Source organism: Saccharothrix longispora, from assembly GCF_030852425.1.
GTDB lineage: Bacteria > Actinomycetota > Actinomycetes > Mycobacteriales > Pseudonocardiaceae > Actinosynnema > Actinosynnema longispora.
In genome coordinates this window covers 36,153-50,450 of the sequence record NZ_NSDM01000022.1, presented here as the reverse complement: position 1 = coordinate 50,450, position 14,298 = coordinate 36,153, and the positions used below count along the sequence as shown (strand labels likewise).

General features: G+C 73.0%; 7 protein-coding genes. 6 read left to right on the top strand and 1 reads right to left on the bottom strand.

Annotated features, from left to right (window positions below):
• Window positions 1-73: 73 nt before the first annotated feature.
• Window positions 74-3,478 carry an ATP-binding protein gene (locus CKY47_RS33820; protein ID WP_306750433.1) on the bottom strand — a complete coding sequence of 1,135 codons (3,405 nt, stop codon included), beginning with the start codon at window positions 3,476-3,478 and terminating at the stop codon, window positions 74-76.
• A 258-nt stretch (window positions 3,479-3,736) separates the two neighbouring features.
• Between CKY47_RS33820 and CKY47_RS33815 the strand changes: the two genes are divergently transcribed.
• The 6 genes from CKY47_RS33815 to eccD are packed head-to-tail and all read left to right on the top strand — an operon-like array spanning window position 3,737 to window position 14,295.
• A complete protein-coding gene (locus CKY47_RS33815) occupies window positions 3,737-4,057 on the top strand; it encodes a WXG100 family type VII secretion target (protein ID WP_306750432.1) in 321 nt (106 codons plus the stop codon).
• Window positions 4,058-4,082: 25 nt separating this feature from the next.
• Window positions 4,083-4,385: a WXG100 family type VII secretion target gene (locus CKY47_RS33810; protein WP_306750431.1), complete on the top strand. Its 303-nt coding sequence runs from the start codon at window positions 4,083-4,085 to the stop codon at window positions 4,383-4,385.
• A 60-nt stretch (window positions 4,386-4,445) separates the two neighbouring features.
• Window positions 4,446-5,042 (top strand): hypothetical protein, encoded by a 597-nt coding sequence (locus CKY47_RS33805; RefSeq protein WP_306750430.1) that lies wholly within the window; start codon window positions 4,446-4,448, stop codon window positions 5,040-5,042.
• A gap of 30 nt (window positions 5,043-5,072) precedes the next feature.
• Entirely contained in the window at window positions 5,073-8,933 is a 3,861-nt protein-coding gene (locus CKY47_RS33800) for a hypothetical protein (protein ID WP_306750429.1), read from the top strand.
• A complete protein-coding gene (gene eccCa, locus CKY47_RS33795) occupies window positions 8,930-12,910 on the top strand; it encodes a type VII secretion protein EccCa (protein ID WP_306750428.1) in 3,981 nt (1,326 codons plus the stop codon). Before CKY47_RS33800 ends, eccCa begins: the two co-directional genes overlap by 4 nt.
• Window positions 12,907-14,295, top strand: coding sequence for a type VII secretion integral membrane protein EccD (gene eccD, locus CKY47_RS33790; RefSeq protein ID WP_306750427.1), 1,389 nt, complete (start codon window positions 12,907-12,909; stop codon window positions 14,293-14,295). Before eccCa ends, eccD begins: the two co-directional genes overlap by 4 nt.
• Window positions 14,296-14,298 lie beyond the last annotated feature (3 nt).

The following is a 14,298-nucleotide window of genomic DNA, read 5'->3' as shown; positions in this document are numbered from 1 at the left end:
GCGGCGCACGGCGCCCACCGCTCCGGTGAGCGCCGTGCGCCGCCGGGGCGTCGGTCGCGGGGGCGGGGGCGGGTCAGCCTCCGCTCGACGCCACCCGGTTCCGACACCGCCGCAGGTCCCAGGAGGCGCCGAACCGCCGGTAGAGCCGATCGGCCTCGGCGAGCGCCGTGTCCGCGGACGCGGCGCTCGCGCCCGAACCGCGGGCGAGCAGGACCGCCGCGTCCTCCAGCACCGCCGCCAGCTCGACCGCGCGGCCGACCGACCGGTAGTGCCCGGCGACGCCGAGCAGCACGTGCGGGTCGCCCGCCAGCAGTCCTCGGCAGTGGGCCGCGGCGGCCGTGGCCCGCGCCGGGAGCACCTCCCGCGCGGCTTCCTCCTCGCACACCTCCAGCGCCTCGCGCGCCACGTCCCCCCAGTCCGCGTCCAGGGCGAGCCGCACCAGGTACGGGAGCCACTGGTGGCGCAGCACCAGCGGAGCCTCCTCGGGGCGCAGCAGGGGGGAGAGCACGCGGACCGCCTCGTCCAGGGAGTCCCGCTGCTCGGCCGCCAGCGCCCACGCCACCAGCAGGAAGTCGGCGCTCTCCCGCTCGGCGGTGGTCATCCTGGTGTACGCGCCGACCGCGTCCAGGTGCACGGCGGCGTTGGCGCGCTCGTCGCGGTGCAGCGAGATGAGCGCCGAGACGCCCCGCAGCAGCGCGGTGCCGGGACCGGGTTCCCGGACGCGGTCGAAGGTCAACCCCCGCGCTTCGCGGTTGACCCCGCTCAGCTCCACCAGCGCGCGGTCCCAGTCACCCGTCCAGTAGTGGTGCACGGCGAAGGGGACCTGCATCCTGGCCGACAGGCCGTGGTGGGAGACCGCCGTCCGGGCCTCCAGCAGCGCGGTCTCCGCGTCGTCGAGGCGGTCGAGGTTCTGGAGCGTGAACGCCCGGTTGTCCAGCAGGTCGCAGCGCGCCTCGACCAGCTCAGGCCGTCCGTCCAGCGCGGCCAGCCCCTCCTCCACGTGTCGGAGCGCCTGCACGTGGTCCCGGCGCAGGGTCGCCACCAGCCACCTGCTGCGCGAGGCGTAGGCGGCCTCGCAGGCGTCACCGGCCGCGACCGCCTCGGCGCGCACCCGCTCGGCGTCGGCGTCGGCCTCGTCGAGGTCCGCCGCGGCGTTCCGGCGCAGCCCGGCCAGCAGGGCGTGGTGCCGGACGCGCCAGATGGCGGGCACGCCCCTCGCCCGGACGGCCCCCTCCAGGACCGCCAGGGCTCCCGCCGTGTCGCCCGCCCGTCGGCGTGCCAGTGCGAACAGGTGCCGGGCCTCGGCGGCGTCCGCCGGGTCGGCGATCTCGACCAGGGCCTCGGCCACCTCGGCACCCGGGTCGCGCCCCAGGTGGAACAGGGCACGGAGCAGCGACATCCACAGCGCCGCGCGTTCCGCCCCACCGGCCGGGGTCGCGGCGAGCACCCGCCGCAGCAGGTCGACCGCGAGCAGCGGCGCGCGGTCGACCACCTCCTCGCGGTGGGTCACCAGCCACCGCGTGGTCCAGGCGTCGATCACCGAGGACTCCACCGTCAGGTGTTCCGCCACCCGGTCGGCGGGCGCGCCTGCCTCGGCCAGCGCCTGGGCGGCCTGTCGGTGCAGCGCCACCCGCAGTGACTGCGGCACCCCCTTGTAGAGGGTCCATCGCACGAAGGGGTGACGGAAGGCGAGCAACCCGTCCGACTCGGCCACCAGGTGGGCCGCCACGGCCTCGTCCAGCGCGCGCAGCAGGTGCAACGGCAGCCGGCCCGTCACCGCGGCCAGTTCGCCCACGTCGAACCGCATGCCCAGCAGCGCGGCGGAACGCAGCACCTCGCGGGTGTCCTCGGACAGGTGCGCCAGGCTCTTCCCCACCCCGTTGCGCAGCTGGTAGACGCTGTCCGACAGCACGGTCTCGTCCACCTCCGCGACCCCGTCGACCACCCGCACGCAGCCGTCGCGCACCATCAGCTCGGCGATCTCCAGCGCGTACAGCGGGTTGCCCGCGGCGATGGCGGCCAGGGAGCGCAGCGCGGGACCGGACGAGGCGCCGACCACCGAGCCCACCAGCTGCTCGGCGTCCGCCGCCGACAGCGGCGCCGGTTCCAGCACCACGCCACCGCCCGCCACCACGCTGTCCCGCAGGTGGCCCACCCCCGCCCGGGAGCGGTCGGGCCTGGTGGCGCCGACCAGCAGCAGCGGCAGGTGCCCGGTGGCGCCGACGAGGCGGTCCCAGAACAGCAGGCTGGCGTCGTCGGCCCACTGGAGGCCGTCGAGCACGAGCACCAGCGGAGCGGTGGAGCACAGGTCCGCGACGAGCCCGAGCAACCGGTCCACCGGGGCCGTCCGGTTCCACCAGCGCTGCGCCGCCGGGTCGCGCAGCTGCCCGGCCAGGTCGGCGCGCTGCCGGTCGGCCGAGGACGACGTGATGTCCAGGGCCTCCAGCACGACCTGGAGCGGGAAGCGGCCGCTCAGCTCGTCGGTCGTGCCCCAGGCCACGTGGTGCGGTCTTCCCGTCGAGCCCGCCAGGGCGGTGACCAGCAGCGCGGTCTTGCCGACGCCCGCCTCGCCCTCCACCCAGACCGCCCGACCCCGGCCCGCGAGCACGTCGTCGAGCGCACAACCCAGGGCTTCCAGCTCCGCCGCCCGCCCGACCAGTCCCCTCGGCGGCAGCCGCACCGCCGAGGGCTGGACCCGCAGCAGCGAACCTTGTGCGGGAAGGGCCGAAGGGCCGCTCAGGACGACCTGGTGCAGGTCGCGCAGCGCCTGCCCGGGAGCCAGGCCCTCCCGGGCCAGGGCCACGCGGGCCTCGCGGAAGCTCTCCAGCGCCTCGGCGTGCCTGCCGCCGCGGTGCAGCGCCAGCATCAGCAGTTCGCGCAGCGACTCGTCCAGGGGGTGCAGGCGCACCAGGTCGGTCAGCTCGGCGACCAGCCCGCTGTGCTCGCCCGACTCCAGCCGCGCCCGCGCTCGCAGGCGGATCGCGTCCAGTCGCAGGCTCGCCAACCTGCGGCGGGCCTGCTCGGCGAACGGGCTGCGCAACCCGGCGTAGCCCTCGCCCGACCACAGCCCCAGCGCCTCGTCCAGCAGGGCGACCGCGCCGGGCAGGTCACCCGCCGCGTACCGCCGCTCCGCCTCCAGCCGGGTGCGCTCGAACACCTCGCTGTCCAGCGCCGAGCGGTCCAGCCGCAGCGAGTAGCCGTCGGAACCCGACACCAGCGCGTCCCGCGCCGGACCGAGCGCCCGCCGCAGCCCCGACAGGTAGGTGTGCAGGTTGCCCGTCGCGCTCGCCGGCACCGCCGAACCCCACACGCCCGTGATCAACGTCCGCTGCGACACCACCTGGTTGGGGTGCGCGGTCAACACCGCGAACACGGCCTGCTGCCGGTTCGAGCCCAGTGGGGCCTCGCGGTCGTCCAACCACACGCGCAGCGGTCCGAGCACCTCCACGCGCAAACGACCGCTCACATCCTCCACCACCAGGCTCCTCCGATCCACACCGCCGCTCGGTCGACGACGCGTGTGGGATGCCATCTAGCCGCTCCCGGACTCCCATTTTCCCCTGCTTGAGCGGAACTTGATGGACGGGTCGCCTGTGTGCGCACTCCTGGTCGGACTTTTGGGCACCGGCGGGGGTTGACATCTGCTCCCCGGAAGGCGGGTTGCCCAAAACTGTGGCGGTGCATCTCGGCGCCGTTCGGCGCGTGGATCAATCGCACATCCATCAAGGGGAAGCCCATGAATGCACCGATTTCCACCACTACCCCCGGCCTGCTGCGGGCCGCCGGGTTGTTCCAGGAAACCCAGAACTTCGCCAACCGAGGTACCGAGACCGTCCGGGGCACGCTGAACGTCCTCCGCACGACCTGGAGCGGTGAGGCCTACGGCGCCTACGAGAGGTCCATGAACTCCTGGTTCGCGGACTGCAAGCAGATCACCGACGCGCTCGGCCTCATGATCGACCTGGTGCAGCAGCACGCGGGCACCGTCACGCGGGGCGAGGACAGCAACGTCCAGGTCGCCGCTGCCATCCCCACCGGCCCCGACCTGGGTATCTGACCCACCCCGCTAAGGAGACCACGACGTGACGAGCTACACGTTCGACCAGCGCATGGCCGACCAGGCCCGCGACCAGATGGCGGAGATCAGCATCCAGCTCAGCAACAGGCTGGCGCAGCTGGAGCAGGAGGTGCAGACCACGCTGAAGGATTGGCAGGGCGACGCCCGGGAGACGTACAGGATCGCCCAGGCCAGTTGGGACGCCGCGTCGAAGCGCATGCCGGCCAGCCTCCACGCCGCGGAGGTCGCCCTCCAGAACATCACCCACGGGTACCTGCGAGTCGAGCACACCGGTGTCAACGCCTTCGGCGGGTTCAACGTCAGGTGATCACCCGGCCGCGCCGGGTCACCCCGGCGCGGCCGGCCCACGGGAGGAGGAGATCATCCGATGAAGCTCGACTGGGACAAGGTAGACGACGCCAACGCCTACACCGGCGACACCACGGCACCGCCCACGAGCACCTACCACGGGGACGTGCCGGACCTGGACGACAGGGTTCCGCCCCCGCCCCGGAAGACCGGTGACACCGGCGCGACCGTGGTGAGCACCGACGCGCTCAGGACGTTCGCGCGCAACCTCCGCCAGCTCAGGGAGCTGCTGGAGGAGGCGTTGAAGACGCTGCGGGGCGTCGACATCGCTCCCGGGGCCTTCTACCACGCCGGCGAACTGACCACGAAGCTCACCGGAGGTCTGGTGCCCTCGGTCGAGGAGTTCCTGCTCAAGGCGATCGACGCGCTGGAGATGACGGCGCGGAACCTGGAGCAGCTCGCCCACGACTACGACACCACCGAGGAGCTCAACGGGCTCACCGCGGTGAAGCTCAACGAGCACATCCAGGACGCGGTGGGCTACATCAACCAGACCACCGGAATCACGAACGCCAACCTCGGCGGCGGGGGCACCGACCTCGGCGGTCCCACCCCCGACGACGACGCTGACGGTGACACGGGCGACGAGGCCGACGACCCCGACACCAAGGACTGACGGACCAGGACGAGCTGAGGGCGATCGAGGATGAGCACTCCGGAGGGGTCGAATACCGGGACCAGCGCGACCACCACGGACAAGGACACCGGTGCGGTCTACGGTGTCGGCGGTGGCGGCGGGTCGGCCGCGGATTACGACACCATGGACTGGAAGCAGATCCAGGCCGTGATCACCGGTGCGGCCGCGGTCGGCAAGACCGACGCCGACGGTCGCCCGATCAGCCGGGACCTGATCCAGGAACGCACCAAGACGGTGTCCGATCCGGCGTCGCTGTGGAACGCCGCGACAGACCTGCGCTGGGTGCAGGAAGCGCTCGGAGTGGTCGCTGTCAGCCTCGATCAGCAGGTCGAAGCCCTCACCGGTGAAGACGGGCCCTGGCAGGGGGAGGCGGCCACCCAGTTCCAGGCGCTGATGAAGCCGCTCGCCCACGCGTTCCGCAACGCCGCCGGGCAGATCGAGGGCGGTCCGATGGGCAACCAGTCGGCTCCCAACCAGTTGTGGAGCGCGGGCGACCACCTGGAATGGGCACGCCAAACCGTCTGGGAGATCAACCGGCACTACTCCAACGAGATCATCCGGATCGCGGAGGCGTACGACGGCCACGACCTGCAGCACGATCCCCGGACCGGGCAGCCGATCATCGACCCCCGGGGCGGGCACAGCAGCATCGAGTACCGGATGGACAACGGCAACATCTGGATCAACTGGAACCAGCAGGTCGTCGACATGATGAGCAACGACATGCGCAAGGTGCTCAAGACACTCGCGGCCAACTACGACAACGTCAGACTCCAGAAGCAGGCCCAGCCCGTCCCGACACCGGGGCTGGGCGACGGCCTCGGCGGGGGGATGAGCCAGGAGGAATTCGACAACCTGTTCGGCAACCGCGGTAATGGCGACGGTCCGAACATCCCGGAGTTCGACTTCGACGACCTGTTCGGCGACCGCGGTGACGGCGGCGGTGGTCCGAACCTCCCCGAGGACCTGAAGTTCGACAACCCGTTCGAGGACCTCGACCTCGACCTCGGGAACGGCCAGGACGGCCCGGGGGACCCGACTTCGCCGGAAACCCGGGTCCCGCCGTCCGGCCTGGGGGACACCACACCGCCCAGCGTCAAGGAATTCGACCTCTCCGGCACCAATCCGCCGTCGGGCAGCGGCCTCGGCGGCCTGGACGGCTCCGGGCAGCCGGAGATCCCGGGCCCCGGCGCCTTCACCCCGGACGGGCTTCCGGGAGCCGGCTCGCTGCCGGGGGTGGACCTCACCTCCCCGGGCGGTGCGGTCCCGCCCCCGCTGCCCGACCCGGCGGCATTCACGCCGGGGGAGTTCGGGTCGGGTGCGCCCGGCGGACTGCCGGGGGGCATCCCCCCACTGCCGAACCCGATCGGTGGACTGCCGCTGCCCGCCGGCGGCGGCATCCCGCGCCCCGCGCCGTTCACCCCGACCGGCCGACCTGGCGCGGGAGCGCCCGGTCCCGGCGTCGGGACGCCCGCCGAGTTCGTCGCGACCCCGCCTCCCTCGCTGGACAGCGCCGGGCCGAGCCTGCCCCCGGACCTCGCTTCGCCCGCGGACTGGGTCGCCGAAGAGCCCCCCGCCCTCGGTTCCTCCCCGAGCGACCGGGGCGCGCCGCCGATGATGCCGCCGATGGCTCCGATGTCGCCTCCCACTGGTGCCTCGACCGACCGTTCCGATGCTTCGGGTCTGATCGGTGGCGAGGTGGCTCCGTGGGAGGGCTCAGGGCTCCCCGGCCTGGGTGATCCGCAGAGCCCGGCCGGCCTGGAATTGCCTTCGGTGGAGCCGGAGGAGTGGGCTGCGCCGCAGGGTGGTGGTGTGCCGGTTGGTGGTGCGTCGGGTGCCGGTGCGGGTGCGCCGCCGATGATGCCGCCGATGGCTCCGATGTCGCCTCCTGGTGGTGCGTCGGCGGATCGTTCGGATGCTTCGGGTCTGATCGGTGGTGAGGTGGCTCCGTGGGAGGGTGGCGGGCTGCCGGATGTCGGTGAGCCGCAGGGGTTGGCCGAGTTGCCTTCGGTGGAGCCGGAGGAGTGGGCTGCGCCGCAGGGTGGTGGTGTGCCGGTTGGTGGTGCGTCGGGTGCCGGTGCGGGTGCGCCGCCGATGATGCCGCCGATGGCTCCGATGTCGCCTCCTGGTGGTGCGTCGGCCGATCGTTCGGATGCTTCGGGTCTGATCGGTGGCGAGTCGCGGCCGTGGGAGGCTGTCGGTTCTCCTGGTGTGGGTGAGCCGCAGGGGTTGGCCGAGTTGCCTCCGGTGGCACCGGAGGAGTGGGCCGCGCCGCCGCAGCAGTCGGGTGCCGTGGGTGCTGGTGCGGGTGTGCCGCCGATGATGCCGCCGATGATGCCGCCGATGGCTCCGATGTCGCCTCCTGGTGGTGCGTCGGCGGATCGTTCGGATGCTTCGGGTCTGATCGGTGGTGAGGTGGCTCCGGGGGAGGGTGGCGGGCTGCCGGATGTCGGTGAGCCGCAGGGGTTGGCCGAGTTGCCTCCGGTGGCACCGGAGGAGTGGGCCGCGCCGCCGCAGCAGTCGGGTGCCGTGGGTGCTGGTGCGGGTGTGCCGCCGATGATGCCGCCGATGATGCCGCCGATGGCTCCGATGTCGCCTCCTGGTGGTGCGTCGGCGGATCGTTCGGATGCTTCGGGTCTGATCGGTGGTGAGGTGGCTCCGTGGGAGGGTGGCGGGCTGCCGGATGTCGGTGAGCCGCAGGGGTTGGCCGAGTTGCCTCCGGTGGCACCGGAGGAGTGGGCCGCGCCGCCGCAGCAGTCGGGTGCCGTGGGTGCTGGTGCGGGTGTGCCGCCGATGATGCCGCCGATGGCTCCGATGTCGCCTCCTGGTGGTGCGTCGGCGGATCGTTCGGATGCCTCGGGTCTGATCGGTGGCGAGTCGCGGCCCTGGGAAGTCGTGGGACTGCGGCCGTCGAGCGATCCGCAGGAACTCCGGGAAGTGCCTCCGACCACGCCGCAGGAATGGGCTGTGGACCCGCAGGGGACCACCTCGGGTACCACCGCGCCCGTCGAGCCGATCGAGCCCGTCGAACCCACCGCACCTGTCGTGCCGATCGAGCACGTCGCGCCGATCGCACCCATCGGGGTTCCGGTCACGTTCGCACCGGAACCGGTGGCACCGCCGCTGCCGATGGGCGACCGGATCACGCCCGGGGAGGGGGCCGCCCCGCCGTCGGTGCCCCCGGCGGCCGTGGTACCTCCCGCGGTGGCTCCGCCCGTCGTGGTGCCTCCCGTCGTGGTGCCGCCAGTGGCCGCGCCGCCCTCGACGAACCCACCTGCGGCGAACTCGCCCGCGGCTAACCCGCCCGCCAGGCAGCCGGATCGCGCCGGTGGCGAGGGTGCCTCGGGCGACCCGCGCAGGGAACGGGAGATCGTCACGGCCGGCCTGGTGCCCGCGCACGTCGAACCGCCCGCGCACGTCGAACCGCCCGCGCCGCCGCCCGTCGACGAGGACGTCGTGCCGGTCATCGACTTCGACGCCGAGGAGGACACCAGCGCCTGGGGCGCGGCCGGAGCCGGGGGGTTGCTGTGGCTCGCCTCCAGGGCGTCCGAGGGCGACCGCGACGAGGAGCAGGAGTCCACACCGGACTACGCCCTGCGTGATGACGCCCCGTGGCAGCACTCGTCCAGCACGGCGGTCCGGGTGCAGCCGACACCCGCTCCCCGCCCGCGAGAGCGCTCCATCCCCAAGCCCTACTACCCCGACGACAGCGTGCTGATGGCGGGTGACCAGGAGATGCCCGAGGAGGTCGAGGAGGTCGTCGAGCTCCAGGAGGACGAGGAGGCCGAGCGCGCCGCGGGCGACCTGCTCAAGCAGGACGAGCGGGTCTGGGGCGCCCCGGCGGCCCGCATCCCGGGGGTCATCGAATGAGCACCACCACGGTCAAGCGGCGACCCCGCGCGGCGGGCCCCGAACTGCCGGAGGGGCAGGAGGAGCTCCAGGAGCCACCGGTGATGCCGGAGCCCGCCGCGCGGGACTTCGGCTCCGCGCTGATGTTCATCCCGATGGCCATCGGTCCGATCGCGATGATCCTGGTGTTCTCCTCGGCGGGTGCCGGCGCGTCACCGATGATCTACGTGATGGGCGGCGCGATGGGCATCGCCATGATCACGATGGGGCTGAGCCAGCTCGGTCGCGCCGGCTCCGAGCGCAAGCGCAAGCTGAACTCCGAGCGCCGCGACTACCTGCGCTACATCGACCAGTTGCGCACCCGGGCCCGCAAGACCGCCGACGAGCAGCGCGCGGCGGTCGCCTGGAACAACCCCGACCCGTCGTGGCTGTGGTCGGTCGCGAGCGGCCCGCGCCTGTGGGAGCGGCGCGGCAGCCACGACGACTTCGCCCGCGTCCGCATCGGGCTGGGCACCCAGCAGGCGGCGATGGAGTTCACCCCGCCGTCGACCAAGCCGATCGAGGACCTGGAGCCGCTGTCGGCGATCTCCCTGCGGCGGTTCAGCGAGACCTACCGCACGGTCGGCGGCATCCCGATCTCGGTCGGGCTGCGCAGCTTCACCAGCGTGGAGTTCGCGGGCGACCCGGACGCGGCGGTCGAGCTGGTGCGGGCGATGCTCGCCCAGCTGGTCACCTTCCACGCGCCCGACGAACTGCGGGTCGCGGTGCTCGCCGGTGAAGCCACCCAGCCCGGCTGGGACTGGGTCAAGTGGCTGCCGCACAACGTCCACCCGACGGCCCTCGGCGCCGGCGGCCCGCTGCCGATGCTGGCGTGCGACCACGACGAGCTGATGACCTTGCTCGGGCCCGAGGTCACCGGGCGCGGCGAGCACGACAAGTCCGCCTTCCCGAGCGTCACCGAGCCGTTCCTCGTCGTGGTCGCGCACCTGGCGCACGTGCCGAACTCCTCGCCGCTGCTCGGTGGCGGGCTGCGCAACACGGTGCTGCTCGACGTCACGGGCGTGATGCCCGGCGGCGCCAAGGTGCTGCGCCTGACCTGCCGCGACGACGTGGTGGAGTTCGCCGTGGGCGACGGCACCGGCACCGCCGTGCGCGACCGCCTCAGCGGGGTGCGCGCGGAGGCGCTGGCGAAGCTCCTCGCCCCCAAGCGCACCAGCGGCACCATCGACGTGGTCGAGCGGCCGTTCGAGCAGGACTTCGAGCTGACCACGCTGCTGGGCATCCGCGACCCGCACACGTTCGACGTGGCCGCGCAGTGGCGGAACAAGACGCCGCAGCGCGCCCGGCTCCAGGTGCCGATCGGCGTCACCGAGGACGGCGAGGTCGTCGAGCTGGACCTCAAGGAGTCGGCGCAGGGCGGCATGGGGCCGCACGGGATGCTGATCGGCGCGACCGGTTCGGGCAAGAGCGAACTGCTGCGCACCCTGGTGTGCGCGCTGGTGGCCACGCACTCGTCCGAGGTGCTCAACCTCGTGCTGGTCGACTTCAAGGGCGGCGCGACGTTCCTCGGCATGGACCGGCTGCCGCACACCTCGGCGATGATCACCAACCTGGCCGACGAGCTGCCGCTGGTGGACCGGATGCAGGACTCGCTCAACGGCGAGATGATCCGCCGCCAGGAGTTGCTGAGGGAGAGCGGCCACTCCTCGCTGTTCGACTACGAGAAGGCCCGCCTGGCGGGCGGCCAGCTGCCGCCGCTGCCGACCCTGCTCGTGGTGGTGGACGAGTTCAGCGAGCTGCTGGGCAGCAAGCCGGAGTTCATGGAGCTGTTCGTCTCCATCGGCCGGTTGGGACGCAGCCTCGGCGTGCACCTGCTGCTCGCGTCGCAGCGCCTGGACGAGGGCCGCATCCACCGCGTCGAGGGCCACCTGTCCTACCGCATCGCGCTGCGGACGTTCTCCTCGATGGAGTCGCGCAGCGTCATCGGCGTCGGCGACGCCTACGAGCTGCCCTCGGCGCCGGGCAACGGCTACCTCAAGATCGACACCACCACGCTGGTGCGCTTCAAGAGCGCCTACGTGTCCGGGCCGACGGCCGTGGCCGCCCCCGTCGGCACGACGGAGACGACCGCCGTGGCGCACAGCCGGGTGCTGCCGTTCCACACCCACGCCCACCCCCTGGAGCACGTGCAGGCCGTCGAGGAACCGGACGAGGAGGAGCGGGACGAACCGGAGGTCGCCGCGGACGCGCCGAGCCTGGCCGAGGTGCTCATCGACCGGTTGTCCGGCGCGGGCGCCGCCGCCCGTCAGGTGTGGCTGCCGCCGCTGGCGAACGCGCCGAGCCTGGACACCCTGCTGCCCAGCGTGCTGCCCCACCCCGAGCTGGGCATGACCGTGTTGGACGCGGCGGTGCGCGGGCACCTGCGCATCCCGGTGGGCGTGGTCGACCGGCCCTACGAGCAGGTGCGCGAGATCCTCGCCGCCGACCTGTCCGGCTCGGACGGCCACGTCGGCGTGGTCGGGGCCCCGCAGACCGGCAAGTCGACCCTGCTGCGCACCCTCGTGCTCGCCCTCGCCGTCACCCACACGCCCGAGGAGGTCCAGTTCTACGGTCTGGACTTCGGTGGTGGCGGCCTGATGTCGATCAGCGGCCTGCCGCACGTCGGCTCGATCGCCACCCGCATGGAGCGCGACCGCGTCACGCGCACCGTGCAGGAGATCACGCAGATCATGGAGCGGCGCGAGCAGGCGTTCGCCGAACGCGGTTTCGAGTCGATGAACGCCTACCGCAAGGCGCGCCGCACCGGCGCGATCGACGACCCGTACGGCGACGTGTTCCTGGTCGTCGACGGCTGGTTCACGATGCGCCAGGACTACGCCGACCTGGAGGGCAGCCTCACCGAGATCGCCTCGCGCGGCCTGTCGTTCGGCATCCACCTGGTGATCAGCTCCTCCCGCTGGTCGGAGATCCGCCCGTGGCTGCGCGACGTGCTGGGCACCCGCTTCGAGCTGAGGCTGGGCGACGCGATGGAGTCCGAGGTGCAGGGCCGCAAGGCCGCCACCGTGCCCAACCAGCCCGGTCGCGGCCTGACCAGCTCCGGCTACCACTTCCTCGCCGCGCTGCCCCGCCTGGACGGCAGTTCGGACACCGACGACCTGACCTCGGTCACCAAGGCCATCACCGAGGAGATCCGCACCTTCTGGCCGGGCCGCAACGCGCCCGCCGTGCGGCTCCTGCCGACGAAGCTGCCGGTGGTCGAACTGCCCCCGCCGGACGGTGATCTGCGCCTGTGCCTCGGGCAGGACGAGCAGCGGTTGGCGCCGGTGTGGCACGACTTCTCGGTGGTGCCGCACCTGATCGTCATGGGCGACGCGGAGACCGGCAAGACCAACGCGCTGCGGCTGGTACTGCGCTCCGTCGTCCAGGGCTACCGCGCCGACCAGGTCAAGGTCGTGCTGGGCGACTCGCAGCGCGACCTCGACGGCATCGTGCCCGACGACTACCTCGCCGGGCACGCGGTCAGCAACGACGCGCTGGCCGACCTGGCCAACAAGGCGGCCGTGTCGCTGCACAAGCGCATCCCCGGCGCGGACATCTCCTCCGATCGGCTGCGCCGCCGCGACTGGTGGGACGGCCCGCAGCTGTTCGTCGTCGTCGACGACTACGAGCTGATGGGCGCGGGCTCCGGCATGGGCACACCCCTGGACGCCCTGCTGCCGATGCTCGCCCAGGGCGTGCACATCGGCTTCCACCTGATCATCGCGCGCAGCAGCGCCAACGCCATGAGAGGCATGATGGACCCCGTCCTGCGCCGGCTGTGGGAGCTGGGCACCCCCGCGTTGTTGTTCTCCTACCCCAAGGAAGAAGGAAAGTTCCTGGGCGAGGCCCCGCCGCGCACTCTGCCGGCGGGCCGGGCCCAGCTCGTGACCCGGCGCGGCGTGAAGCTCGTGCAGACCGGGTTCGTGCCCGTGCCCCAGCTCGCCGGGGACCGGTCGTGACGGCCGCCGCGGCGCTGTGCCGCGTCACCGTGGTCGGACCGGCCGGCAAGGCAGACCTGGCGGTGCCCGTGGCGACGCCGGTCGCCGAGCTGATCCCGGTGCTGGTCGAGCACGTCGTGCCCGAGGAGGAGCGCGGCGCCGAGTACGGCTCCTGGGTGCTGCAACGGCTGGGGGAGGCCCCGCTCGACCCGGACGGCACACCGGAGACCCTGGACTGGCTCGACGGCGACCAGTTCCACCTCTCGCCCGCCGAGGACCCACTGCCGGAGTTGGACTTCGACGACGTCGCCGAGGGCATGGCCACCGCGATCGGCAGGCAGGGCGACCGGTGGAGCGACGCGGCCAACCGCAGGCTGTTCCTGGGCCTGTCGGCGGTCGTGCTCGCGACGATCGGCGCCGCCCTGTTCGCCGCGCCCGCCACGATGGCGTTCGCGCTGACGGCGGGCGCCTTGGCCCTGGTGCTGCTCGTCGCGTCGGTCGCGGTCGCCCGCACCAGCGGTGACCGGCCGCTGTCGGCCATCGCCGGGGTGGCCGGGTGCGGGTTCGCCTGGCTGACCGGCCTGATCGGCCTCGCCGGCCCCGACGGCGAGGTCGCCCCCGTCGGGGTGCTCGTCGGCGCGGTCGCCGCCCTGGCCTGCTCCCTCCTGCCGCTCGTGCTGCAACGCCTCGTGGTGCGCGACCTGCCGGTGGTGCCGTTCGGCGTGGTGGTGGTCCTCGCGCTGGGCGCCGTGCTCGCGGGCTGGCTGCTCCTGGGCGTCGGGCTGAGCGGCACGCAGACCGCCGCCGTGACCGGCACGACCTTCTTCCTGCTCACCCTGTTCACGCCGAAGATCGCCACTCGCGCCGCCCGGCTGCGGGGCCCCCAGCTGCCCCGCACGGCCGAGGAGCTCCAGATCGACGTCGAGCCCGAACCCGCGGCCGACCTGGTCGCCCGGACCCGGCAGGCCGACCAGTACCTGACCATGCTCGCGGTGGGTGCCGCGCCGGTGCTCGCGGTGGCCGTGCCCGTGCTGTTCACCGACGCCGGCTGGGCCGGTCACGTGATGGCCGGGCTGCTGACCGCGTTGCTGCTGCTGCGGGCCAGGGAGTTCCGCAACGTCGTGCAGCGCACCGCGCTGTCGCTGGCGGGCACGTGGTGCGCGCTGTCGCAGGTGGTGGTGCTGCTCGCGCTGCTCGAACCGGTCTGGCGGATCAGCGGTCTGGGGGCGCTGCTGGGTGTCGCGGTGCTGCTGGTGGCCGCCGCGCTGCGCCCGCTGCACCGCCGTCCGCTGCCGCTGTGGGGGCACCTCGCCAACGTCCTGGAGATCTGCGCGGGCATCGCGGTGCTGCCCGTGCTGCTCCAGGTCCTCGCCGTCTACGCGTGGGCGCGCGGATTGGCCGGGTGAACC